Here is a 23,263-nt window from a genome sequence, read left to right on the forward strand (position 1 = left end):
GACCCGGGTGGGGTGGCGCGACGAACAGAACGCAGCAGCTCGACCCCGACCGTCCACCCCCGCCTACGCGACGCATCTCCCCGTAGGGACGCAGACCGGTCGCGTCTCCATAGCCGGAACCACCACGCGAGCCCGGCCGGCCGAGGCGGTCAGGCTTGGCCTCGCAGCCGCTCCTCGACAAGCCGGCCGAAGACGATCAGACGCCCCCGGGTACTGAACTCGGGAGTGCAGGTCGTGAGGGTGATGTACCGGCCGGGCTCTGTGAAAGGCGATCCGCCGGGGATCGCCCGGACCACGCTCACGTCGGCCGGTGACGTTTCCGGAATGCGGCCGGCGACCTCGTAGGTGTAGGAGCCGGTCGCTGTTTCGACGGTTATCCGGTCTCCGGGCACCAGTCTGTCGATCTCCCGGAACGGCTCGCCGTGAGTGTTCCGGTGTGCTGCCAGCACCACGTTCCCGGTGGGGTCGGCAGGCAGCCCCGTACCCGTGTAGTGCCCGACCAGTCCCTTGTCGAGTACCCGCTCCGTGCTGGTTCCCTCCGCGATCGGGGAGGTCAGTCCCAGCTTGGGGATGCGGATGATCGCGAAGCCCTCGCCCGCCCCTGCCGCGTCCTGGGCCGCGGATTCCGGGGTGCCGCCGCTCCACGCTTGTTCCAGCTGCGAGCGCGCGGCATCGGCCTCCGCGCGAGCCTCCACATTGGTCCACCACGTCTGGTGGACGACGAAGAGGACCATGGCCAGCCCGGACGTGGCCAGCAGAGCGCCTGCGCCCCAGGCCGCGACCGCTGAAGGGGCTTCCTTGCGGCGCCGGCGCGCGCCCGTCGGGCGGCGGGGTGCCCGACGCCGCCCGGAACCGGCTCCGCGGCCCGCTGCCCGCCGGGCCCCGGCCGCCCGCGCGATGGGTGCCTCCGGGACCGGTCCCGCGGACCGCGGTACCGCTGTCGACTCGAAAACCGGCTTCAGCTCGGGGAATTGGCCGGTGAAAGCCTCCTGCGGTGGCGAGGGCCAGTCGTGGGATGGGGGAGGCATCGGGGTCTGTGCCTGGGATGCCCGGGTGTACCACGCTTCCGGCTGGTCGGACGGTGCGCATGCCTGGGGTGCCTGGGTGTACCACCCTTGCGACCAGCCGGACGGATCGTGCTCCGGCCAGTCGTACGGATGAGGGTGGGCGGTCCATGGGTCGGGTGAGGGGATCGGGGGGTGTGTCTGAGGTGCGTACGTGTACCAGGCTCCCGGCCACTCGGCCGGCTCGTAGTGTTGTCGGCCTGAGGGGGCATCCGCCCCGTGAGCCGCTTCCTCCGGACGCATCGTGATCATGAGGAGCCTTCCTCCGGACGTTCGGCCGGGCCTGCTGAGGACACGGGCTGCCACGAAATGGAATGGCCCGAGGCCAGCGGTCCGGAGCTCGTCGCTCCGGTCGGATCGCCGGCCCGGCCCCCGCATCACCAGAAGAGGAAGTGCGGGAGCCGGGCCGAACGGGGTGGTTACCGGCATGGGCCGGACGAGGCGTGCGGTCGGTCAGCGCCCCTGGGAAGTCCCGCGGCGAGAGCGTGCGTAGCGGGTCGCCACGAACGCGCCGCCGAGGAGGAGCCCCGTGCCGCCGACGGCGGTCAGGGTGAGCGTCGTGCCGTCACTGCCCGTCGAGGCGAGGCCCTTGATAGCGTCGGCCTGCCCGGCCTTCGGGGCTTGCGATGCGCCGCCGTCCTGCGCGCCTTCGGTGTTCGTCTCGTCCACCTCGGTGGGACCGTCGGGGACGGAGGGGTCGGCCACATCCTGGGGGGAGGCGGCAAAGGCCGCGATCTCCGGCGCCACGGCAGCACTCGGAGCAGCGCCCTGCGCGGGCGCCTTTCCGTCGAGGCTGACGGTGACGGTCGCGGCGTCGGCCGTCCGGCCGGTCACCTTCACGGTGACCTTGGAGGCCTTGTCGTGCAGTTCAGTGGCCGCGCCGCTGCCGTCGGTGGTGGACAGGGTGATCGGGACCGCGGCCTGGTAGGCGCCGTCGGTCACCCGGTAGGCGTAGACGCCCTCCAGGTTCTTGTCCAGCGAGCCGGACGGACGGCGGTACTCCAGGAGGAGGCTCGTCTGCTTGCCCATCGGGATCTCCAGCGCCCGGATGCCCTGCTGCGTGCCGTACAGGGGCCGGAGCTTGAAGGTGCCGGAACCGGTGGCCCGCTGGTGTTCGGCAGTCTCCATCCAGCCCGTGCGGATCAGCTGGTTTGAGGACAGTCCGGCCTCGCCGTTGCCTCCCATAGGGGACCTGCCCGCGACGGCGGCGCGCTCGCCACAGCTGACGAGGTTGCCGTCCTTGCACTGGTAGCGGGGCTGGTGAGGGAAGCCGAGGTTGTGGCCGAACTCGTGGCGGATCGTCGTCCCGGGGACGGTGTTGTTGCCGGTGTTCAGCCAGGTGTAGCGGCCGCCGATGGAGCCCATGCCGGACCAGGAGCAGGTGATATGGGGGAGCACGATGGACAGGTTGTCCCAGTCCTTGTTACGCACCAGACCCTTGGCCGTCACCTGCGCCTCGATGTCCTCCCGGATCTTCGAGAGCTCATCGCAGCCGGCCTTCTGGCGGAGTGTCAGGGGGCCGATGACCTTTTCCTTGACGGCAGGCCCGAAAGTGAAGCGACCACGCGAGACCTGCCGGTAGTACGTGGTCAGCGACTCGCCCGCACCGAAGTACTTGTTGATGGCGTCCGCCCGCATCGCGGCCGGGTCCGGGTGCGTACGGTCGGAGAAGTTGGCCATGACGACGAGGACGCGTCCGGTCTTGGCGTCGTCCGCCGCGGCCGGAGCAGCTGAAGTGCCGACTGCCAGCGTGGCGAGGGATGCCGCAGCGGCCAGGAACCTGCCCGTGTTGGTGTTCATGCGCTCTGTGCTCCCGTTGCTCGAATCGAAGGCGATGTACTCGGTAGGAGCGAAAACCAGCCACACCCTCGCGCGGCGTTACCTTCTCGTTATTTCCGGGCAGAGGGATCGCCGCCCGGCACCTCCCACGGAGCAGCTCGGAAGCGGCACGATTCAAGGGCCTTGGGGCTGGTCGACTCGCATGTTGATGTGTCGCGCACCGTCCGGCGGTCTCCGGCTTGGTCACCGTGAGCTGTCGGTGGTGCCTGCTGATCACTCTGCGCCCGTCGCGGCAGGGCGCACAGGGGTGCCACAATCCAGCGCATCCTTGTATGGCTTGTGAAGCCAGGCTGAAGAGCCACGGGATGGGCCTGTTGGAAGCGGCGCTCGCCGCGATGTCTCATCGAGTGGTCGCCACTGTCCCAGTTGATCACCAAGACTGGGCGGCCACCGACGTCAATGGCGTCGATCTGAAGCGGGCGGGGTTAGCTCGCGCGGTTGAACGACCCCGGGACACATCGCTTGGCGCCAAGTCGTGATCATGGTCGTGTATTCGGGAACATCCTTGTCGGATCGTGCGCCAGTCCGCGGCCGGCCGCAACGTGCAGCTCCTCCTCGGCGCCGGTCTGCGCGGGGCCCTGACCACTTACGCCGTTTTCATGCGAGACGCTGCACCAGGTTCTACGCCGCCGCCAGCGTCACCACCTCCGTCGGCGCCGGTCTCGACGCGGTCGTCCTCACTCCCGCCCGCGGACTCTTCCCGCGACATTCGTGCCCAACGGCCCTGATGACGTGCTGATGTACGCAGCCGACCCTGCTCGAAGGGTGGCTGCTGTGCGGGCTTTCAGAAGGCGAACGTCCGCAACAGGGCTTCCAGTATGTCGCAGGTCACATCAAAGTCGTCTCGGGATTCGAGACGCCCCGCTGCGCGAAGGGCGAAGTGGGGCGCGGCGTGCCCTCCAGCCAGGCTATTCGCGCGAGTTGGGGCACGTGGAGGGCACGGAAGGGCCGGAGAGGTCTAGACAACGAAGAAGGCCCAGGTCGCTGACCTGGGCCTTCTTGCGAGAGCGGATGACGGGAATCGAACCCGCGCTATAAGCTTGGGAAGCTCATGTTCTACCATTAAACTACATCCGCATTGTGAGCCAGTTGCCTGGATCCCTAGCGTTGCTCACTCTACCTCATGATCGACCCCCGGTGAATTTGCCGCGGGGTCGTTGTCGTGTGTGGGGTACACCGGGGCGTGTGCGGGCGGGAGTTGGGGCGTACCGTGTGGGTGCGGAGCGGCGGCTGGAGTGGGTGCCGATCATCCCCTAATGTGGCGATTCGTCGCAGTACGGCTCGTTGGGGAAAGGGACTCGATGGAGCACACCGTCGTCCGTTGTGCCGAAGGGCACGTTTTCAGTACCGCCTCCTTCCCGCTGCAGCACCTCGGTGCCGGCCGGATCGGCCCCGGGCGGTTGCTGCGGTGTCCGCGGTGCGCGCGGTTGCGGCATGCCGTGCCCGTGGGCGGCGCGAAGCGGTAGTCGCCGGGCGGGCGCGCGGGTGTCGCTCTCGATTGGGGGTGGCCCGCGCGCTCTGCGTATCCTCGGGACGTGCTTCTCTCTGACAAAGACATCCGGGCCGAGATCGACAGCGGACGGGTTCGCATCGACCCGTTCGAGGAATCGATGGTGCAGCCCTCCAGCATCGATGTACGTCTCGACCGGTTCTTCCGGGTGTTCGAGAACCACCGCTACGCCCACATCGATCCGGCGATCGAGCAGCCGGACCTGACCCGGATGGTCGAGCCGGAGGGTGACGAGGCGTTCATCCTCCACCCCGGTGAGTTCGTCCTCGCCTCGACGTACGAGGTCATCTCGCTGCCCGACGACATCGCCTCCAGACTGGAGGGGAAGTCCAGCCTGGGCCGCCTCGGCCTGGTGACGCATTCGACCGCCGGGTTCATCGACCCCGGGTTCTCGGGTCACGTGACCCTGGAGCTGTCGAACCTCGCCACCCTGCCGATCAAGCTCTGGCCGGGCATGAAGATCGGGCAGCTGTGCATGTTCCGGCTCAGCTCGCCCGCCGAGTACCCGTACGGCAGCGAGCGCTACGGATCCAGGTACCAGGGGCAGCGCGGGCCGACCGCCTCGCGCTCCTTCCAGAACTTCCACCGCACCCAGGTGAGGCACGAGGCATGAGCGACGTACGCGAGAACCTGACCTACGACGGTTTCGGGCGGGCCGTGCGCGAGCTGGCGCAGACGATCGCCGACGACGGCTACGAGCCCGACATCATCCTGAGCATCGCCCGCGGCGGCGTGTTCGTCGCCGGCGGCCTGGCGTACGCGCTCGACTGCAAGAACATCCACCTCGTGAACGTGGAGTTCTACACCGGCGTCGGCACCACGCTGGAGATGCCGGTCATGCTGGCGCCCGTGCCCGAGGCGATCGACTTCACCGACAAGAAGGTCCTCATCGCCGATGACGTGGCCGACACCGGCAAGACGCTGAAGCTCGTCCACGACTTCTGCCTGGGCCACGTCGCCGAGGTGCGCTCCGCCGTCGTCTACGAGAAGTCCCACTCCCTCGTGAAGTGCGAGTACGTGTGGAAGAAGACCGACGAGTGGATCAACTTCCCCTGGTCGGTCGAGCCGCCCGTCGTCAAGCGTGAGGGCCAGGTCCTCGACGCCTAGCCGTCGGCCGCCGGACATCACGCAGAGGGCCCGCCGCGCGAACAGTGCGCGGCGGGCCCTCTCGTGTGCGGGGTCGAGCTAGATCGTGCCCAGCTTGATGATCGACAGCAGGGCGACCAGCTGGATCGCGGACGCGCCCAGGGCCTTCGGCCACGGCAGGTCGTGCGACTTGCTGATCAGTGACGTGAACAGCGCTCCGGCCGCCACCCACGTCGCCCAGCCCAGCACCTGTACGACCATGTTGTCGCCGCCGAGGAACACGGCGAACAGCAGGCGCGGCGCGTCCGTGATGGACATGACCAGCATCGACAGGCCCACCGTCGGCTGCCACGCGCCGTCGCCGCCCAGCTGGCGGGCCAGGGTGTGCGTGACCGCGCCCAGGATCAGGCCGCAGATGACGAAGGCCACGCCGGCGGACAGGACGATCGGGATGGCCTTCGGCACGGTCGCCTTGATGACGTCCTCGCGGGCGTCGTCGAGGCCGAAGACCGCGAGCAGCCCGTAGAGGAAGGTCACGATCAGCGCGGGGCCCCAGACCGCGTAGTCGCGCATCTGCAGGAAGGTCTGCCCCGGTCGCGTCACGATGCCGCGGAGCAGTTCCTTCCACGGCAGCCGCGGCCCGGACGGCACCGCCGAGGCCGCGCCCGCCTGGTAGGTCGCGCCCTGGCCGTACGGGTCCTCGCCGACGGCGAAGACCTGGGTGTGCCCCGGGTTGTCGTTGTAGCCCCCGCCCCCGCCGCCGTGGCCCCCGCCGCCGTGGCCGTACGGGGGCTGCTGCGCGTGCGGCTGCTGCTGCCCGTACGGGTCGAAGTACTCCGGCTCGCCGTGACCTCCCGCGCCCGGCTGCGGCCACTGCTGCTGCGGTGGCGGGCCGCCGACGGGAGGGTAGGGCGGCCGGCCGTACGGCGGCGGTTGCTGCTGACCGTACGACTGCTGCTGCTGCGGGGGTTGTTGCGGAGAGCGGTCGTTGTCCCTGCCGCGTCCGATCCTGAATCCAGCCACGTGATCGAACGTACCTGGTCCGGCGGGCACGCGTGGACGGGCAGCCGGAACAGCCACCCTTTGCGGCTGACCTGTGACATCCCTTAGGGGATCCCGGAGGAGCTGTCCCCACCCCGTGCCCGATCTTGCGGCATACCCGATTTACGGGTCTGTGTTGTGTTCTGGGGCTCTTTGTTACGTTCCCGATGGGATACGCACATATCGGGTCCGTAGCTTCGTACTCGTCGTCGCCACGCAGGGCGAACGACCACGAACGACCACGAAGAGCACGAGCACGAACGAGCACGAACGAGCACGAGTACACGAGACACGGAAGAGCCCCACATGCGCATCACTCGCCGAACCAGCCTCCGCAGCGCCGCCGTCGTCGTCGGCGCGGCCACCGTCCTGGCCCTCCCGGTCGGGTCCGCCTTCGCGGACTCTCCGGCCGTACCGGGGCCGGAGGTGTTGCCGGCCGTCCAACCGGCCGCGAGCGTCCGTGCGTACGTCACCACCGTGAAGCTGGCGGACGGGTCCGTCGCCAAGGTCTACAAGGTGGGCAAGAGCCACTTCGAGGCGGACGTCCTCGCCGGTTCCACGAAGCTGGACACGCTGGTCGGCAAGGACGGGGCGGCGTCGTACGGGCAGAGCAACGGCCTGCGCGTCGTGCTCCGGCCGAACGGCACCGTCACCTCCTGGATGGTCGGCGCGCCGAAGCCGCAGACCGGGAAGGAGAGCTCCGTGCGGATCGCCATGCCCGACGGGCGGACCGCCAGGCTCGTGGACGGCCCCTACGGCAAGCGCGTCGAGATCTCCACGCCGAAGGGCCGCGCCGCGCTCGCCACGATCGACCTGCGACGTCCGAGCGTCCACCACGACGGCTGGACGTACGGGCTCGTCCGGGACGGCCAGCGCGAGAAGTTCGTCGTCGACGGCAGGGGCGGCGGGAAGAGCTGGGTGTACGACTTCAGCGGCAGGCTGATCGAGAAGCACACGGCCGGCCTGGTCGGGCAGGGGCAGGGCACCGGGAAGGGCGCGAAGACGGTCGCCTCGGGCGGCGGCACGGCCGCGGCGGACGCGGCCGGGCTGGGCTTCGCCGTGCTGCGGGGTCAGGGCTGAGCCCTTCCCGCCCCCCCCTCCGCACGACGGAACGGCCGGTCCCCCGGGGTGGGGGACCGGCCGTTCCGGTTCGTGCGTGCCCAGCCGTGCCCGGCTGGCTGGGTCGGCCCTTGCGGGTGCCCTGCGCGGGGCCCGCCGGGCCCTGCTGGGGCCCTGCCGGGGTCCTACTTGGCCTCGGCCTCGGGCTTGGCCTTCTTCTCGGCCTCCGCCTTCGGCTCGGCGTCAGCGTCAGCCTTCGCCTCGGCCACCGGCTCGGCGTCGGCCTCGGGCTTTGCCTCTGCCTCGGGCTTCGGCTCTGCCTCGGCGTCGGCCTTCGGCTCGGTGTCGGCCTCGGGCTTCGCGTCGGCCGCCGACTCGGCGTCGGCTTCCGGCTTTGCCTCTGCCGCGGGCTTCGCCTCAGCCTCGGCGCCCGCCTCCGGTTCGGCAGGAGCCGCAGCCGCAGCCGCAGCCGCAGCCTCCGCTTCGGCGTCGGCCTTCGCCTTCGCCTCGGCTTCCGCCTCCGCCTTCGCCTTCGCTTCGGCTTCCGCCTTGGCCTTCGCTTCGGCCTCCGCCTTCGCCTTGGCTTCCGCCTCCGCCGCGGCCTTCGCGGCAGCGGCCTCCGCGGCCTCCGCCTCGGCCTGCGCCGCGAGCTCGGCCAGTTCGGCCTCCGTCGGGCCCGGGGCCTTCACCGAGTCGAGCAGCAGCTGCGCCACGTCGACCACCTGGACGTGTTCCTTCGCCTGGCCGTCGTTCTTCTTGCCGTTCACCGAGTCGGTGAGCATCACGAGGCAGAAGGGGCAGGCGGTGGAGACGATGTCCGGGTTCAGGGACAGGGCCTCGTCGACGCGCTCGTTGTTGATGCGCTTGCCGATCCGCTCCTCCATCCACATCCGCGCGCCACCGGCGCCACAGCAGAAGCCCCGCTCCTTGTGGCGGTGCATCTCCTGCTGACGCAGACCCGGCACGGCCGACATGATCTCGCGCGGCGGCGTGTAGACCTTGTTGTGCCGGCCCAGGTAGCACGGGTCGTGGTACGTGATCAGACCGTCGACCGGCGTGACCGGCGTGAGGCGGCCCTCGTCGATCAGGTGCTGCAGCAGCTGCGTGTGGTGGATGACCTCGTACTCGCCGCCCAGCTGCGGGTACTCGTTCGCGATGGTGTTGAAGCAGTGCGGGCAGGTCGAGACGATCCGCTTCGCCGACTTCGGCTTCTTCGTCGAGGGGTCCTCGTCGTCCTCGCCGAACGCCATGTTCAGCATGGCCACGTTCTCCTGGCCCAGCTGCTGGAACAGCGGCTCGTTGCCCAGGCGGCGCGGCGAGTCACCGGTGCACTTCTCGTCGCCGCCCATGATCGCGAACTTGACGCCCGCGATGTTCAGCAGCTCCGCGAAGGCCTTCGTGGTCTTCTTGGCCCGGTCCTCCAGGGCGCCGGCGCAGCCGACCCAGTAGAGGTAGTCGAACTCGGAGAGGTCCTCCGCGTCCTTCCCGATGATCGGGACCTCGAAGTCCACCTCCTTGGTCCACTCGACGCGCTGCTTCTTCGCCAGGCCCCAGGGGTTGCCCTTCTTCTCCAGGTTCTTGAGCATCGTGCCCGCCTCCGACGGGAACGCGCTCTCGATCATCACCTGGTAGCGGCGCATGTCGACGATGTGGTCGATGTGCTCGATGTCGACCGGGCACTGCTCCACGCACGCACCGCAGGTGGTGCAGGACCACAGCACGTCCGGGTCGATGACGCCGTTCTCCTCGGCGGTGCCGATCAGCGGGCGCTCGGCCTCCGCGAGAGCGGCGGCCGGGACACCGGCGAGCTGCTCCGCCGTGGCCTTCTCGTTGCCCTCCATGTCCTTGCCGCCGCCGGCCAGCAGGTACGGGGCCTTGGCGTGCGCGTGGTCGCGCAGCGACATGATGAGCAGCTTGGGGGACAGCGGCTTGCCCGTGTTCCATGCCGGGCACTGCGACTGGCAGCGACCGCACTCCGTACACGTGGAGAAGTCGAGGATGCCCTTCCAGGAGAACTGCTCGACCTGGGAGACACCGAAGGAGTCGTCCTCGCCCGGGTCCTCGAAGTCGATCTCCTTGCCGCCCGAGGTCATCGGCTGCAGGGCGCCGAGGGCCGTGGAGCCGTCCGCGTTCCGCTTGAACCAGATGTTCGGGAAGCCGAGGAAGCGGTGCCAGGCGACACCCATGTTGGTGTTGAGCGAGACCGTGATCATCCAGGTGAAGGACGTGACGATCTTGAGCGCGGCGAAGAAGTACGTCAGGTACTGGAGCGTGCTCAGGCTCAGCCCGTCGAAGGCGGCGATCAGCGGGTACGAGGCGAAGAAGCCCGGCTCCCAGCCGTCGACGCCGTGCTGGGCGCCCTCCAGCGCGCGCAGCGTCATGATGCAGACGCCGACGATCAGGATGACGGCCTCGACGAAGTACGCCTGGCCCGTCTTGGAGCCCGCGAAGCGGGACTTGCGGCCCGCCGCGCTCGGCCGGCTCAGCTGCCGGATCACGATGAGGGTGACGATGCCGAGCACGGTCATCAGGCCGAGGAACTCGGTGAAGATCTCGTACGGCAGCCAGTCACCGATGATCGGGATCAGCCAGTCGGCCTGGAAGAGCTGGCCGAAGGCGTTGACGATCGTCAGCAGCAGCGAGAAGAAGCCCACCGCCACGAACCAGTGCGCGAAGCCGACGATTCCCCAGCGGTTCATACGGGTGTGGCCGAGGAACTCCTTGACCAGGGTGATGGTGCGCTGCGTGGGATCGCCGGTGCGCGTGCCCGCGGGCACAGGCTGGCCGAGTCGCACGAAGCGGTAGATCTGCACGATGGCACGGCCGAACAGTGCGACGGCCACCACCGTGATGACCAGCGACACGATGATCGCGGCGAGTTGCATGGAAGGGCTCCTCGGGCGGCACTTACTAAGCGGTAACTTATGAAGTCAAGGCTTGAGGTTACCCATTCCCGACGCCGCAATGTAGCCGAGCGTGCGGTGATCTGTGTCGCTCAGGCGACCCTTTGCCGGTACGCCGCACGCGGGGTCTGCGCCAGGATCGCGAGGTCCATCCCGAGCCAGTGGTTCTCCACATAATGCCGGTCGAGCAGGGCCATCTCCTCCCAGGGGAGGTCCGAACGCGCGCTGACCTGCCACAATCCGGTCATTCCGGGGCGTACGAGGAGCCGCTCGGGGTGGTCGGTGCGGGCCTGCGGGCGCGGCCCGACGAGCGACATCTCGCCGCGGATCACGTTCAGCAGCTGCGGGAGGCCGTCGAGGGCGCACCGGTCCAGGGCCGCACCGATCAGGCCGCCGCCGGTGCCGCCGCCGGTGCCGCCGCCGGTGTCAGTGCTGTCGCCGTCGCCGTCGCCGTCGCCGTCGCCGACTCCGGTGCGCAGGCGCCACGTGCGGAACGGCCTGCCGCCCAGCCCCACCGCGGCTTCCCGTACGAAGGGGCGGCCGCCCCGGGTCACGTACAGCAGGGCGGTGACGGCCGCGAGCGGCAGGCCGAGCACCGTGAGCAGTGCCACTGCCCCGACGAGGTCGAGCACCCGCTTCGCCGGCGGGGCGGTGGGGACCCGTACGCGCGGAGCGGTGAGTGTGAGGGGCATGCCAGCACGCTGCCGCATGCCCGTGGCGGTCTTGTGGTGGCGCGCGGCCGCGGTGACCCGTTCGGCCGCAGTGCCGCGGGAGGCCGGGCCGGGCCCGAGCCCCCAGGGTTGCGCGTAAGCAGCGGCTAAAGGTTGAGTCGACCCGACTCAGTTCTGTTGACGCGAGCGCGGCGATGCGGCATGGTTGAGTCTGTTCCACTCAAGTCAGCTGGAGGAATCGAAATGGCACGTGCGGTCGGCATCGACCTGGGCACCACTAACTCCGTCGTCAGCGTTCTGGAAGGCGGCGAGCCCACCGTCATCACCAACGCCGAGGGCGCCAGGACCACGCCGTCCGTCGTCGCCTTCGCCAAGAACGGCGAGGTCCTCGTCGGCGAGGTGGCCAAGCGCCAGGCGGTCACGAACGTGGACCGGACCATCCGCTCCGTCAAGCGCCACATGGGCACTGACTGGAAGATCAACCTGGATGGCAAGGACTTCAACCCGCAGCAGATGAGCGCCTTCATCCTGCAGAAGCTGAAGCGCGACGCCGAGGCCTACCTGGGTGAGAAGGTCACGGACGCGGTCATCACCGTCCCGGCCTACTTCAACGACTCCGAGCGTCAGGCGACGAAGGAGGCCGGCGAGATCGCGGGCCTGAACGTCCTGCGCATTGTCAACGAGCCGACGGCCGCCGCCCTGGCCTACGGCCTGGACAAGGACGACCAGACCATTCTCGTCTTCGACCTCGGTGGCGGCACCTTCGACGTGTCGCTCCTGGAGATCGGCGACGGCGTCGTCGAGGTGAAGGCCACCAACGGTGACAACCACCTCGGTGGTGACGACTGGGACCAGCGCGTCGTCGACTACCTGGTGAAGCAGTTCGCCAACGGCCACGGCGTGGACCTCTCCAAGGACAAGATGGCGCTCCAGCGCCTGCGCGAGGCCGCCGAGAAGGCGAAGATCGAGCTGTCCTCCTCCACGGAGACCACGATCAACCTGCCCTACATCACGGCTTCCGCCGAGGGCCCGCTGCACCTGGACGAGAAGCTCACGCGCGCCCAGTTCCAGCAGCTGACCGCGGACCTGCTCGACCGCTGCAAGACCCCGTTCCACAACGTCATCAAGGACGCCGGCATCCAGCTGTCCGAGATCGACCACGTGGTCCTGGTCGGCGGCTCCACCCGTATGCCGGCCGTCGCCGAGCTCGTCAAGGAGCTCACCGGCGGTCAGGACGCCAACAAGGGCGTCAACCCGGACGAGGTCGTCGCCATCGGCGCCACCCTCCAGGCCGGTGTGCTCAAGGGTGAGGTCAAGGACGTCCTGCTCCTCGACGTGACCCCGCTGTCCCTCGGTATCGAGACCAAGGGCGGCATCATGACCAAGCTGATCGAGCGCAACACCACGATCCCGACGAAGCGCTCCGAGATCTTCACGACGGCCGAGGACAACCAGCCGTCCGTCCAGATCCAGGTCTACCAGGGCGAGCGCGAGATCGCGGCGTACAACAAGAAGCTCGGCATGTTCGAGCTGACCGGCCTGCCGCCGGCCCCGCGTGGCGTCCCGCAGATCGAGGTCTCCTTCGACATCGACGCGAACGGCATCATGCACGTGACCGCGAAGGACCTCGGCACGGGCAAGGAGCAGAAGATGACCGTCACCGGCGGCTCTTCGCTCGGCAAGGACGAGGTCGACCGCATGCGCCAGGAGGCGGAGCAGTACGCGGACGAGGACCTGCGCCGCAAGGAGGCGGCCGAGTCCCGCAACCAGGGCGAGCAGCTCGTCTACCAGACGGAGAAGTTCGTCAAGGACAACGAGGACAAGGTCCCGGCCGACGTCAAGACCGAGGTCGAGTCCGCCGTCGCCGAGCTGAAGGAATCGCTCAAGGGCGAGGACACGGCCGAGATCCGCACCGCGACGGAGAAGCTCGCCGCGGTCAGCCAGAAGCTCGGCCAGGCCATCTACGCCGACGCCCAGGCCGCCCAGGCCGCCGGCGGCGCGGGTGACGCGGGCCAGGCCAAGGCCGACGACGACGTCGTCGACGCCGAGATCGTCGACGACGAGAAGCCGAAGGGCGGCGCTGCCTGATGTCGGAGGAGACCCCGGGCTTCGACGAGAAGCCCGAAGTCCCCGACGCCGGTCAGAACGACGCTGAGCCGAAGGCCGCCGACTCCGCCAAGGACGAGGCGGCCCCGGCCGGGGACTCAAGCCAGGACGTGGCGCTGCTGGCGCAGCTGGACCAGGCCCGTACCGCGCTCTCCGAGCGCACCGCGGACCTCCAGCGGCTCCAGGCCGAGTACCAGAACTACCGCCGCCGGGTGGAGCGGGACCGGATCACCGTCAAGGAGATCGCGGTCGCGTCCCTCCTGACGGAGCTGCTCCCGACCCTGGACGACATCGGCCGGGCGCGGGAGCATGGCGAGCTGGTCGGCGGCTTCAAGTCGGTGGCCGAATCGCTGGAGACCGTCGCCGCCAAGATGGGCCTGCAGCAGTTCGGCAAGGAGGGCGAGCCCTTCGACCCGACGATTCACGAGGCCCTGATGCACTCGTACGCGCCGGACATCACCGAGGACACCTGCGTGGCGATCCTGCAGCCGGGGTACCGGATCGGCGAGCGTACGATCCGTCCCGCACGGGTCGCGGTGGCCGAGCCCCAGCCGGGCGCGGCCCCCAAGTCCGAGTCCGCGGAGGGCGACAAGCCGTCCGGCGAGGACACGGATGCAGCCGACAAGGGCTGACGCAGTACACGTAGAAGCACGGGAGGAGGGACACCGGGGATGAGCACGAAGGACTTCGTCGAGAAGGACTACTACAAGGTCCTCGGTGTCCCGAAGGACGCCACCGAGGCCGAGATCAAGAAGGCGTACCGGAAGCTCGCACGCGAGTTCCACCCGGACGCCAACAAGGGCGACGCCTCCGCCGAGGAGCGCTTCAAGGAGATCTCCGAGGCGAACGACATCCTCGGCGACGCCAAGAAGCGCAAGGAGTACGACGAGGCGCGCGCCCTGTTCGGCAACGGTGGCTTCCGCCCCGGGCCGGGCGGTGGCGGCTCGTTCAACTTCGACCTGGGCGACCTCTTCGGGGGCCAGCAGCAGGGCGCCGGCCAGGCCGGCGGCTTCGGCGGCGGGCTGGGTGACGTCTTCGGCGGCCTCTTCAACCGGGGCCCCGGCCCCGGCGCGGGCACCCGTACCCAGCCGCGCCGCGGCCAGGACATCGAGTCGGAGGTCACCCTCTCCTTCACGGAGGCGGTGGACGGGGCCACGGTCCCGCTCCGGATGTCCTCCCAGGCCCCCTGCAGGGCCTGCTCGGGCACCGGCGACAAGAACGGCACCCCCAGGGTGTGCCCGACCTGTGTCGGCACCGGCCAGGTCTCGCGGGGCAGCGGCGGCGGCTTCTCGCTGACCGACCCCTGCGCGGACTGCAAGGGCCGCGGCCTGATCGCGGAGACCCCCTGCGACGTCTGCAAGGGCAGCGGGCGCGCCCGCAGCTCCCGCACCATGCAGGTCCGGATCCCGGCGGGCGTCTCCGACGGCCAGCGGATCCGGCTGCGCGGCAAGGGTGCGCCGGGCGAGCGCGGTGGTCCCGGCGGTGACCTCTACGTGGTCGTGCACGTCGGTTCCCATCCGGTGTTCGGCCGCAAGGACGACAACCTGACGGTGACCGTGCCCGTGACGTTCGCGGAGGCGGCGCTGGGGGCCGAGATCAAGGTCCCGACCCTGAACGGCCCCTCGGTGACGCTGAAGCTGCCCCCGGGCACCCCGGGCGGACGCACCATGCGGGCCCGCGGCAAGGGCGCGGTCCGCAAGGACGGCACCCGCGGCGACCTGCTGGTCACGGTGGAGGTCGCGGTCCCGACCGAACTGTCCGACAAGGCCCGCGAGGCCCTGGAGATGTACCGCGAGGCGACCGGGTCCGAGGACCCGCGCTCCGCGCTGTTCGAGTCCGCGAAGGGAGCATGACATGGACGGCCGCCGACGACAGTCTTCCCGTCTGGGAAGCGGTTACCAACTCACCGACGAGACCCCGGTCTACGTGATCTCGGTGGCCGCCCAGCTCTCCGGTCTGCATCCACAGACCCTCCGCCAGTACGACCGCCTCGGCCTGGTCTCCCCGGACCGTACGGCCGGCCGCGGCCGGCGCTACTCGGCCCGTGACATCGAACTGCTCCGTACGGTGCAGGCGCTGTCGCAGGACGAGGGCATCAACCTGGCGGGCATCAAGCGCATCATCGAACTGGAGAACCAGGTCGCCGCGCTCCAGCAGCGCGTGGCCGAGCTCTCGGCCGCTGTGGACGGCGCCGCGGCGGTCCTCCAGCAGCGCGAGGCCCAGGTCCACGCCTCGTACCGCCGCGACCTGGTCCCGTACAGCCCCCCGCAGCCGGGCAGCGCCCTGGTGGTCTGGCGCCCGACCCCGAAGCGCCCGCTGGACTGACCGGCGGGAACAGCAGACACGGGGAAGGCCCCGCCCGGAGTGATCCGGGCGGGGCCTTCCCGTGCCCGCGACCGCTCTTTCGAATCGGGGCCCGCGCAGGGCCGCCGACGGGGTTTCAGAGCCCTTCCCGGTCCGGGTCGTGGTCCTCGTGGTCCGGGTGGCCCTCGCAGTCCTGTTCGGGGTCCGAGGGGCGGCCCAGGATGCCCGACCGGGCGATGAGGTAGCCGAGCTGGGCGCGGCTGCCGCTGCCGAGGGTGGTGGCGAGCTTGGCGATGTGCGCCCGGCAGGTGCGCACGTTCATGCCGAGGCGGCGCGCGATGGCCTCGTCGACGTGGCCCTCGATCAGGAGCTGGGCGATGGTCCGCTGCACGCCCGATATGCCGCCGGGGGTGCTGCGGTACGTCACCTCCTCCTGGAGGGGCACGGCGCGGTGCCACAGCTGCTCGAACACCTTGATGAGGTAGTCGACCAGGCCCGGGTGGCGCAGCTCCAGGGCGACCCGGCGGTCGTCGCTCACCGGGATGAAGGCCACGGTACGGTCGAAGATGATCAGGCGCTCGATCAGCTCCTCCAGGGTGCGGATCTCCACCTTGCCCGTCGAGATCCGCTCCACGTAGGCGAGCGTGCCCTGGCTGTGCCGTGCGGTGTGCTGGTACAGGGTCCGTATGCTGACACCGCGGTCGATCAGCGGCTGGTCGCGTTCCAGGGCCTGGGTGAGGGCCAGGGAGGGCCGGGCGCCGCCCGGCTGGACCGTCAGCACCTCGGTATGGCATTCGGCCGTCGCGAGGTTCAGGGCGGCGTTGATCTGTTCGAAGCCCTCCAGCACCGTGATGGCGTGGGTGTTGGCCGGGCTCTGTGCGCTGATGGCCAGGAAAGGCTCGAAAGTGTCGGTGAGATCTACAGCGCTGCGCCGGCGGTCCTGGATCTCGCGTTCAATCGGATGGAGCCGTTGAGCCAAAGCTACGGACGGGGGAACCGGGCGGAGCTGGTTCGCGTCATCCGGGTCGGGCTGCAGAAGAGCGAATTCAAGCAGGCAGGGGGCGTTCTGGATCTCGCCCCGGGCTATCCGGCCGGTGCTCAGCGCGGTCGCGTAGAGCCGCGTCCCCTCGGCGCACATGGACGTCACAGGGTGGGGATGTGTCGCTTTTGTCTCGATCCGCGTCAAATCTCCACCCCCCAGGGTCCTGAACATGCAAGAACATGATGCATCGTCCCTGTGGCATTGACGTGCCTGAATGAGCCATCGTCTGTCACGCGGGGGAGAGGATTCCATCAAGTGAGGACGAAGCCGACCATGTACAAGAGAATGCTTCGCTCGGTGCTTGCCATAGTTTTCTCCGCCGTTGCGGTTTTTGGGGCAGTCAGCGCCGTCGAAAGTGACGCGGGGAGCGCTAGGGACGGTCAGGGCACGAGCCTGACGAGCACGGACGACACCGGCTGGACCACCGCGCCCGCGGGTAAGTACGCGGACACCGGCTGGACCAGTGCCCAGCTGGGCGGCAGCGGCGATACGGGTTGGACCGAGGCGCCTGTGGCGGTGTCCGCGTGACCCCCGACGACCGCGGCTTCCGCCGCGAGATGGCCTCCGCCTACCGTTCGGGCTGGCAGTTCATCGACCTCGCCACGGCCATCCCCCACCCTGGCGATTCGGTGATGGTCACCCTGTTCGGTCAACCGATCGTCGTCGTGCGCGAGGAGGACGAGGACGTACGTGCCTACCGGTGCCTGCGCCGCCCGCGGGGCGCGCCGCAGCCCGTCCGCTGCGAGGTGCGCTACGGAATGGTCTTCGTCAATCTCGATCAGCGCGACCACCAGCTCTTCGAACCCGATATCACCACCGCCACCCCCCGCAGTGCCTGAAGCGATTCCCCCGTCGTTCCAGATCGCTCAGGCGCTACCCCCACACAACGGCGCCATCGTGGACCTGACCACGATGGCGCCGTTGTGATGTCCGCGTCCAGTGCCTGAACCGGACAAGATGAAGAATCAACGGCTTACGCGCGCCCCATGGCCCGGTCCAGGGTGATCTCCATGACGACCCGGTCGGGATTGGGCGACGGCGTGCGCCCGTAGCGCTCCGCGTAGCGCGCCACCGCGTCGGCGACCGACGCCTCGTCCGTGCGGATCACCGCACGGCCCTCCAGCGTGGCCCAGCGGCGCCCCGCCGTCTGGCAGACCGCCACCCGCGCGCCCTCCGGCTGCGCCTCCTGCGCCGCCAGGACGTTGCGCACCTTCTTGCTGTGCCGGTTGCTGATCACCCGCGCCAGGCCGGCCTCCGGGTCGTACGTCACCCCCACCGGCACCACGTGGGGCGTGCCGTCGGGGCGCGGGGTGGTCAGGGTGCAGACGTGCCGCTCCTGCCAGAAGGCGAGGTACTCGGGCGTCGGGTTGAGTACGTCATGGGACATGGCCCGAAGGGTACGGGGCAACGGTGTCCCCACTTGCCTTGAGTGGAATAGACTCAACTTTGCATACGCTGACTCTGTCAGTGTTGTTGTGGGACTACCCCTCGGGGAGAGGAGAAGACGCAGTGGACGCCGAACTGACCAACAAGAGCCGGGACGCGCTGAACGCGGCCACCAGCAGGGCCGTCAAGGACGGTCATGCGGATCTGACCCCCGCGCACCTGCTGCTGGCCCTGCTCGCCGGCGAGGACAACGAGAACGTCATCGACCTGCTGGTCGCCACCGACGCCGACCAGGCCGCCGTCCGGGCCGGAGCCGAGCGGCTGCTCGCCGCCCTGCCCAGCGTCACCGGTTCCACCGTCGCGCCGCCGCAGCCCACCCGCGACCTGCTCGCCGTACTCGCCGAGGCGGACGCGGAGGCCGGCAAGCTCGGCGACGACTACCTCTCCACCGAACACCTCCTCATCGCCGTCGCCGCCAAGGGCGGCGCGGCCGGCGAGGTCCTTTCCAACCAGGGCGCGACGGCGAAGAAGCTGCTGGACGCCTTCCAGAACGCACGAGGAGGACGGCGGGTGACCACCCCCGATCCCGAGGGCCAGTACAAGGCCCTGGAGAAGTTCGGCACCGACTTCACGGCGGCCGCGCGTGAGGGCAAGCTCGACCCGGTCATCGGCCGCGACCACGAGATCCGCCGCGTCGTACAGGTGCTCTCGCGCCGCACGAAGAACAACCCCGTGCTCATCGGTGAGCCCGGCGTCGGCAAGACCGCCGTCGTCGAGGGCCTGGCCCAGCGCATCGTCAAGGGCGACGTCCCCGAGTCCCTGAAGAACAAGCGCCTCGTCTCCCTGGACCTCGGCGCGATGGTCGCCGGCGCCAAGTACCGCGGCGAGTTCGAGGAGCGGCTGAAGACCGTCCTGGCCGAGATCAAGTCGAGCGAAGGCCAGATCATCACCTTCATCGACGAGCTGCACACGGTCGTCGGCGCGGGCGCCGGCGGCGACTCGGCCATGGACGCGGGCAACATGCTCAAGCCCATGCTGGCCCGCGGCGAGCTGCGGATGGTCGGTGCGACCACCCTCGACGAGTACCGCGAGCGGATCGAGAAGGACCCGGCGCTGGAGCGGCGCTTCCAGCAGGTGCTGGTCGCCGAACCGTCCGTCGAGGACACGATCGCGATCCTGCGCGGGCTCAAGGGCCGCTACGAGGCCCACCACAAGGTCGTCATCAACGACAGCGCGCTGGTGGCCGCCGCGACCCTCTCCGACCGGTACATCACCTCCCGCTTCCTCCCCGACAAGGCCATCGACCTCGTCGACGAGGCCGCGTCCCGGCTGCGCATGGAGATCGACTCCTCCCCGCTGGAGATCGACGAGCTCCAGCGCTCCGTGGACCGGCTGCGGATGGAGGAGCTGGCCCTGAAGAACGAGTCCGACCCGGCCTCGATCGAGCGCCTGGAGAAGATCCGCAAGGACCTCGCGGACCGGGAGGAGGAGCTGCGCGGGCTGACCGCCCGCTGGGAGAAGGAGAAGCAGTCCCTCAACCGGGTCGGTGAGCTCAAGGAGCGCCTCGACGACCTGCGCGGCCAGGCCGAGCGCGCCCAGCGCGACGGCGACTTCGACACCGCGTCCAAGCTGCTCTACGGGGAGATCCCGACCCTGGAGCGCGAGCTGGCGGAGGCCACCGAGGAGGAGGCGGAGGCCTCCAAGACCGGCCACTCCAAGGACTCGATGGTCAAGGACGAGGTCGGCCCCGACGACATCGCCGACGTGGTGGGCGCCTGGACCGGCATCCCGGCCGGCCGCCTGCTGGAGGGCGAGACCCAGAAGCTGCTGCGCATGGAGGACGAGCTGGGCCGCCGTCTGATCGGCCAGGGCGAGGCCGTCCGGGCCGTCTCCGACGCCGTGCGCCGCACCCGGGCCGGCATCGCCGACCCGGACCGCCCGACCGGCTCGTTCCTCTTCCTCGGCCCGACGGGCGTGGGCAAGACGGAGCTGGCCAAGGCGCTCGCGGACTTCCTCTTCGACGACGAGCGGGCCATGGTCCGCATCGACATGTCGGAGTACGGCGAGAAGCACAGCGTGGCCCGTCTCGTCGGCGCCCCGCCCGGCTACGTCGGCTACGAGGAGGGCGGCCAGCTCACCGAGGCGGTGCGCCGCCGCCCGTACAGCGTGGTGCTCCTGGACGAGGTGGAGAAGGCCCACCCCGAGGTCTTCGACGTCCTGCTGCAGGTCCTGGACGACGGCCGGCTCACGGACGGCCAGGGCCGGACCGTGGACTTCCGCAACACCATCCTGATCCTCACCTCGAACCTGGGCAGCCAGTTCCTGATGGACCCGGCCGTCCCGGCCGACCAGAAGAAGCAGCAGGTACTGGACGTGGTGCGGGCCTCCTTCAAGCCGGAGTTCCTCAACCGGCTGGACGACCTGGTGGTCTTCTCCGCGCTGAGCGGGGAGGAGCTGGCGCACATCGCCGAGCTGCAGATCGGCCGGCTCGCGAAGCGCCTGGCCGACCGCAGGCTGACCCTGGACGTCACGCCCGAGGCCCTGGCCTGGCTGGCCGAGAAGGGCAACGACCCGGCGTACGGCGCCCGGCCGCTGCGCCGCCTGATCCAGACGGCGATCGGCGACCGCCTGGCGAAGGAGATCCTCTCCGGCGAGGTCCGGGACGGCGACACCGTACGGGTCGACGTGGCGGGCGAGGACCTGCTGGTCGGCAAGGCCCTCTGAGCCGGGGCGGCCGCTCCGGGACGCCGCCGGTCCGGGGCGCCGGCACCGGCAGCGCTGCCGGCACCGGAACCGCCGGCCGCCTCAGGACGCGTCGAAGCGGACCTTCGCGGTCGTGCCCACCTCCGGGGTGATCCGCATGCGCAGCCCGGCCGCCCGGCCGGGCTGCGGCGCGTCGTGGGCGAGGGCGAAGCACCCCTCGCTCTCCGGGTCGTAGTTCTCCGGATGGGGTCCGGGGCAGCCGACCTGCTCCGGTGCCTTCGGGAAGGACGCGACCCACGCCTCGACATCGGCGTGCTCCATGCGGAACGTGCCCAGGACCGTCGTGCGGCCGTCGGCCGCCCCGGTCCGGTCGCACTTCGCGTCCCGCATGCCCGCCGGCGGGGCCATCCGGGCGAACTCCATGACCCGCGCGCAGTCGGCCGTCCCTCGGGGACCGCCCTCCTCGCCCGGATCCTCCGCAGCCTGCCACAGCACGGCGGCGCACACGGCTGCGCCCACGGCGAGGCCGACGGCCAGCGGCAGCCCGAGGGCCGACCCGAACGCACCGCGCAGGGCCATGCGCCCCCCTTACCTGGTTCTTACTCGGTTCTTACTCGTTCTGCCCGGAGCGGATCGTAGCCGCCGGGGCTGGACATGAGGTGGGCGCGATGGGGGAGGATGCAGGTATCCGCACGAAGGGAAAACACGGTGAGCATCGACCCGGCCTCGATTCCGAACTTCGGAGGGCAGCAGCCCGATCCGCAGGCCACAGGACCGGCGGGCCCCGTCGTCCCCGACCAGGATCTGGTCAAGCAGCTGCTGGAGCAGATGGAGCTCAAGTACGTCGTCGACGACGAGGGTGACCTCGCGGCGCCGTGGGAGGAGTTCCGCACGTACTTCATGTTCCGCGGCGAGGACGAGCAGCAGGTCTTCTCGGTGCGGACCTTCTACGACCGTCCGCACAAGATCGACGAGAAGCCGCAGCTTCTCGAGTCGATCGACGACTGGAACCGCCGCACCCTGTGGCCGAAGGTCTACAGCCACACCCACGACGACGGCTCGGTCCGCCTGATCGGTGAGGCGCAGATGCTGATCGGCACCGGCGTCAACCTGGAGCACTTCGTGTCCTCCACGGTCAGCTGGGTCCGCGCGTCCATCGAGTTCGACAAGTGGCTCGTCGAGCAGCTCGGCCTGGAGCAGGACATCGACTCCACCGACGGCGACGACGACAGCAACGGCGACACCGACAGCTAGCCGTTACAGCGGCACGCGGGCGATCAGCAGCAGGTACAGCCCGTAGCCGTATCCGAGCCCGGCCACCACCGCGGTCACCACGACCGCGGTGCGCGGCCGGGCTTTCGCCATGACGGCGGCCAGCGGCAGGAGCAGCGGGAAGGCCGGCAGCAGGAAGCGCGGCTTGGACTCGAAGAAGCCGGCCCCGCCGAAGCCGATGACCAGCAGGACCGCGGTGTACGCGAGCAGCGGCAGCGGGGTGCGGTCCAGTACCAGCAGCACCGCCAGCAGCCCGGCCGCGGCCAGCAGGACCACCGTCACGGTGGTGGCGAGCGGCACGTTCCCGCCGGTCAGCACCCGCTCGGCGGAGCGCAGCGCCCCGACGCCGAAATCGAAGCGGGAGCCCCAGCCGCGCTGCACGGCGAAGTAGCCGCCGAAGGGGTCGCTCACCTTCGCCCCGACGGCCAGGACGTACGCCGTCCAGCCCGCCGGGGCCACCAGCCCGGCCAGCCACACCTCGGGTGCCCGGGATCTCCGTACGACGATCGCGTACAGGGCCATGGCCGAGACGGCGGCCGCGACGGCCAGCCCGGTGGGCCGGGTCAGCCCGGCCAGTACGGCGAGGCCGGCGGCCCACAGCCAGCGGCCGCGCAGCAGGGCGTACAGCGCCCAGGCGGCGAAGGCGGCCAGCAGGGCCTCGGTGTAGGCGAGGGTGAGCACCACGGCGTGCGGCAGCGCCGCCCACAGCCCCACGAGCAGCAGCCCGGCACGCGGGCCGGCCACCCGTTCTCCGACCCGGTAGATCCCGAGGGCGGCCACGGCGGCGGAGACCCACGCGACGAGGAGCGCGGCGGGGACCATCCCGCCGGGCACTATCCCGGAGACGACCCGTATCAGGGTGGGGTAGAGCGGGAAGAAGGCGTAGTCGCTCTGGACGGGCCCGGTCCCGGTGGTGGCCTCGGGCCACATCAGGGTCCGCCCGTAGCCGTGGGCGGCGATCCGCAGGTACCAGTCCGAGTCCCATGACCTGCCGAGCACCTTCAGCGGATCCCGTCCGGCCCACCAGGCCCCGAGGCCGAGCACCAGCACCCCGGCCCCGCGCACGGCGGCGAACACCCCGAGCGCGATCACGGTGGTCGGCGCGGCCGACCGCACGGCCCGGACCGCGCGCATCTCCAGCGGCGACGCGGACACGGCCGCTCTGCCCGTTGCCATGGGTCCCGACTTTCCAGCTCGCGGTGGTTCCGCTCACCGGGCGGTGAGGGCTTCGGGCACGTGCACGACGCACAGCTTCACACCGCCCCCACAACCCCGCA

19 protein-coding genes and 1 tRNA gene are annotated in these 23,263 nt (G+C 70.0%); 10 read left to right on the top strand and 10 right to left on the bottom strand.

Annotated elements, in window-relative coordinates; all coding sequences use genetic code 11:
* Window positions 1-149: 149 nt before the first annotated feature.
* The 3 genes from ACXNSR_RS20860 to ACXNSR_RS20870 all read right to left on the bottom strand — a co-directional run bounded on the left by ACXNSR_RS20860 (window position 150) and on the right by ACXNSR_RS20870 (window position 3,980).
* Complete coding sequence (locus ACXNSR_RS20860; protein ID WP_458637055.1) at window positions 150-1,493, bottom strand: class E sortase; 1,344 nt, start codon at window positions 1,491-1,493, stop codon at window positions 150-152.
* A 24-nt stretch (window positions 1,494-1,517) separates the two neighbouring features.
* Entirely contained in the window at window positions 1,518-2,864 is a 1,347-nt protein-coding gene (locus ACXNSR_RS20865; protein WP_458637056.1) for a metallopeptidase domain-containing protein, read from the bottom strand.
* A gap of 1,045 nt (window positions 2,865-3,909) precedes the next feature.
* A tRNA-Gly gene (locus ACXNSR_RS20870) sits at window positions 3,910-3,980 on the bottom strand.
* Window positions 3,981-4,438: 458 nt separating this feature from the next.
* Between ACXNSR_RS20870 and dcd the strand changes: the two genes are divergently transcribed.
* Window positions 4,439-5,026: a dCTP deaminase gene (dcd, locus tag ACXNSR_RS20875; RefSeq protein WP_458637057.1), complete on the top strand. Its 588-nt coding sequence runs from the start codon at window positions 4,439-4,441 to the stop codon at window positions 5,024-5,026.
* A complete protein-coding gene (locus ACXNSR_RS20880; RefSeq protein ID WP_030009869.1) occupies window positions 5,023-5,520 on the top strand; it encodes a phosphoribosyltransferase in 498 nt (165 codons plus the stop codon). The genes dcd and ACXNSR_RS20880 overlap by 4 nt, the downstream gene beginning before the upstream one ends.
* A gap of 78 nt (window positions 5,521-5,598) precedes the next feature.
* On the opposite strand, the gene ACXNSR_RS20885 is transcribed toward ACXNSR_RS20880, so the two are convergent.
* Window positions 5,599-6,522 (bottom strand): Yip1 family protein, encoded by a 924-nt coding sequence (locus ACXNSR_RS20885; RefSeq protein ID WP_458637058.1) that lies wholly within the window; start codon window positions 6,520-6,522, stop codon window positions 5,599-5,601.
* A gap of 324 nt (window positions 6,523-6,846) precedes the next feature.
* Here ACXNSR_RS20885 and ACXNSR_RS20890 point away from each other — a divergent pair, with 324 nt between their 5' ends.
* On the top strand, window positions 6,847-7,620 hold the full coding sequence (locus tag ACXNSR_RS20890; RefSeq protein ID WP_458637059.1) for a hypothetical protein: 774 nt from the start codon (window positions 6,847-6,849) through the stop codon (window positions 7,618-7,620).
* Between the two features lie 164 nt (window positions 7,621-7,784).
* Here the strand turns inward: ACXNSR_RS20890 and ACXNSR_RS20895 are convergent, their stop codons facing one another.
* Both ACXNSR_RS20895 and ACXNSR_RS20900 read right to left on the bottom strand, forming a co-directional pair.
* Window positions 7,785-10,484 (bottom strand): heterodisulfide reductase-related iron-sulfur binding cluster, encoded by a 2,700-nt coding sequence (locus ACXNSR_RS20895; protein ID WP_458637060.1) that lies wholly within the window; start codon window positions 10,482-10,484, stop codon window positions 7,785-7,787.
* 110 nt (window positions 10,485-10,594) lie between these two features.
* The gene (locus ACXNSR_RS20900; protein ID WP_458637061.1) at window positions 10,595-11,194 is read right to left on the bottom strand and encodes a sugar transferase; all 600 of its coding nucleotides are present in this window, start codon (window positions 11,192-11,194) and stop codon (window positions 10,595-10,597) included.
* A 222-nt stretch (window positions 11,195-11,416) separates the two neighbouring features.
* Between ACXNSR_RS20900 and dnaK the strand changes: the two genes are divergently transcribed.
* Genes dnaK through ACXNSR_RS20920 form a run of 4 tightly spaced genes read left to right on the top strand, consistent with a single transcriptional unit; the run spans window position 11,417 to window position 15,604 of the window.
* A complete protein-coding gene (gene dnaK, locus ACXNSR_RS20905; RefSeq protein ID WP_030009743.1) occupies window positions 11,417-13,261 on the top strand; it encodes a molecular chaperone DnaK in 1,845 nt (614 codons plus the stop codon).
* Complete coding sequence (gene grpE, locus ACXNSR_RS20910) at window positions 13,261-13,911, top strand: nucleotide exchange factor GrpE (RefSeq protein ID WP_458637062.1); 651 nt, start codon at window positions 13,261-13,263, stop codon at window positions 13,909-13,911. Before dnaK ends, grpE begins: the two co-directional genes overlap by 1 nt.
* Window positions 13,912-13,950: 39 nt before the next feature.
* Window positions 13,951-15,132 (top strand): molecular chaperone DnaJ, encoded by a 1,182-nt coding sequence (dnaJ, locus tag ACXNSR_RS20915; protein ID WP_458637063.1) that lies wholly within the window; start codon window positions 13,951-13,953, stop codon window positions 15,130-15,132.
* Window position 15,133: 1 nt separating this feature from the next.
* Window positions 15,134-15,604 (top strand): heat shock protein transcriptional repressor HspR, encoded by a 471-nt coding sequence (locus tag ACXNSR_RS20920; RefSeq protein WP_458637064.1) that lies wholly within the window; start codon window positions 15,134-15,136, stop codon window positions 15,602-15,604.
* A 115-nt stretch (window positions 15,605-15,719) separates the two neighbouring features.
* On the opposite strand, the gene ACXNSR_RS20925 is transcribed toward ACXNSR_RS20920, so the two are convergent.
* Window positions 15,720-16,796, bottom strand: a complete 1,077-nt coding sequence (locus ACXNSR_RS20925; protein WP_458637065.1) for a helix-turn-helix transcriptional regulator — start codon at window positions 16,794-16,796, stop codon at window positions 15,720-15,722.
* A 386-nt stretch (window positions 16,797-17,182) separates the two neighbouring features.
* Here ACXNSR_RS20925 and ACXNSR_RS20930 point away from each other — a divergent pair, with 386 nt between their 5' ends.
* Window positions 17,183-17,464, top strand: a complete 282-nt coding sequence (locus tag ACXNSR_RS20930; protein WP_189744130.1) for a Rieske (2Fe-2S) protein — start codon at window positions 17,183-17,185, stop codon at window positions 17,462-17,464.
* A 134-nt stretch (window positions 17,465-17,598) separates the two neighbouring features.
* Here the strand turns inward: ACXNSR_RS20930 and ACXNSR_RS20935 are convergent, their stop codons facing one another.
* Entirely contained in the window at window positions 17,599-18,012 is a 414-nt protein-coding gene (locus ACXNSR_RS20935) for a pyridoxamine 5'-phosphate oxidase family protein (protein WP_458637066.1), read from the bottom strand.
* Window positions 18,013-18,134: 122 nt separating this feature from the next.
* On the opposite strand from ACXNSR_RS20935, the gene clpB reads away from it, so the two are divergent.
* Entirely contained in the window at window positions 18,135-20,735 is a 2,601-nt protein-coding gene (clpB, locus tag ACXNSR_RS20940; protein WP_458637067.1) for an ATP-dependent chaperone ClpB, read from the top strand.
* An 81-nt stretch (window positions 20,736-20,816) separates the two neighbouring features.
* On the opposite strand, the gene ACXNSR_RS20945 is transcribed toward clpB, so the two are convergent.
* A complete protein-coding gene (locus ACXNSR_RS20945) occupies window positions 20,817-21,293 on the bottom strand; it encodes a hypothetical protein (RefSeq protein WP_458637068.1) in 477 nt (158 codons plus the stop codon).
* A gap of 129 nt (window positions 21,294-21,422) precedes the next feature.
* Between ACXNSR_RS20945 and ACXNSR_RS20950 the strand changes: the two genes are divergently transcribed.
* Window positions 21,423-21,968 (top strand): type III secretion system chaperone family protein, encoded by a 546-nt coding sequence (locus ACXNSR_RS20950; protein WP_458637069.1) that lies wholly within the window; start codon window positions 21,423-21,425, stop codon window positions 21,966-21,968.
* A gap of 3 nt (window positions 21,969-21,971) precedes the next feature.
* On the opposite strand, the gene ACXNSR_RS20955 is transcribed toward ACXNSR_RS20950, so the two are convergent.
* Window positions 21,972-23,162 carry a hypothetical protein gene (locus tag ACXNSR_RS20955; protein ID WP_458637070.1) on the bottom strand — a complete coding sequence of 397 codons (1,191 nt, stop codon included), beginning with the start codon at window positions 23,160-23,162 and terminating at the stop codon, window positions 21,972-21,974.
* Between the last annotated feature and the right edge of the window lie 101 nt (window positions 23,163-23,263).

The sequence above is a fragment of the Streptomyces sp. NC-S4 genome (genome assembly GCF_054353315.1).